The organism is Herpetosiphon sp., assembly GCF_003512625.1.
GTDB lineage: Bacteria > Chloroflexota > Chloroflexia > Chloroflexales > Herpetosiphonaceae > Herpetosiphon > Herpetosiphon aurantiacus.
The window spans coordinates 1,284-2,499 of the sequence record NZ_DOPT01000055.1 but is presented as its reverse complement, the minus strand read 5'-3'; the positions used below and the strand labels follow the sequence as shown (position 1 = coordinate 2,499).

Annotated in this window: 1 protein-coding gene; it reads left to right on the top strand. The window is 51.5% G+C overall.

Annotation, left to right across the window (positions count from 1 at the left end; genetic code table 11):
• A partial coding sequence (locus DEF47_RS12100) for an SAM-dependent methyltransferase (protein ID WP_287045156.1) occupies positions 1-1,102 on the top strand: 1,102 nt, incomplete at its 5' end.
• Between the last annotated feature and the right edge of the window lie 114 nt (positions 1,103-1,216).

The window sequence follows — 1,216 nt, the reverse complement described above, 5'->3', positions numbered from 1 at the left end:
TTGCCCTTTGCCTTTTGCCTTTCTAAAGGACTTTTTTGTGCTTGATACCTATCGTGTTTTAATTAGTGCTGCGCCCGAGATGCTTGAGGCAGCGATAGATGAAATTCGTTATGGCAAATATGGGGTTGCCGTTCAACGGCTCGCGCCAGAAGTGGCCTTGGTTGAGTTAGAGCAACCACTCGCTGAATGGCACGCCTTCTTGCTCAAACGGCCAGCCATTTTTGTGCGCCATATCGCGCCAGTTCATCGTGAAGTCGTGCTCGAAGGTACGCCTGATGATTTAGAACGCCTAACCCAAGTGGCCTTGAATCTTGCGCCACATTTGCCAGCCCGTAAACCATTTGCGGTGCAAACTCGCTTGCTTGATGAACATGTCAAATTAACCCGCTTTGAAATTAACCAAGCCTTGGCCGAAGCAGTTTCGCAAGTCAGCGGGCTACCCTTGGATGTACGCAATCCGCAGGGCGTGCTTTCGGTTGCTCTGAGCATGGATCGGGCTTATTTGGGTGTTTCGACCGTGGAATTTAATCGCTCGGCTTGGGCGGGTGGCGCACACCGCTTTGCCCGCGAACAAGGCCAATTAAGCCGCGCTGAATTTAAATTGCTCGAAGCCCAAGCCTTATTCAACATCGAATGGCCCGACCATGGCCAAGCCTTGGATTTAGGGGCTGCGCCTGGTGGTTGGACGCGCATTTTGCGGCGAGCAGGCCTGCCAGTAGTCGCGATCGACCCAGCCGATTTGCACCCCAGCTTGCGCTACGATCAAGGCGTGCGCCATTTGCAAATCTTGGCTCAGCGCTTTTTGCCTACCCAAGAGCGTTTTACCGTGATCGTTAATGATATGCGGATCGATGCGCGTGATTCGGCGTGGCTGATGGTTGATTCAGCCAATGCCTTGACCAACGATGGTTTAGCGGTGGTGACACTCAAATTGCCGCATGAACATAGTGCCCAAATCGCCTATCACTCGCTGAGTATTTTGCGCACGGCCTATTGGGTGATTGGGGCACGTCAACTGTTCCATAATCGCTCGGAAGTGACTGCTGTGCTGCGTAAAAAACATGAAAAACGCCCCAAACCTGAGCAATTGCCAAAAGATTAATTGCGATCCACGAAGGGCACGAAGTTGCACGAAGAATGAAACCGTGAAGCACATGAAGGCTGAATTCTTTTCGCCACGAATTGCACAAATCCTTGCTTTCATTAGCACAATAGG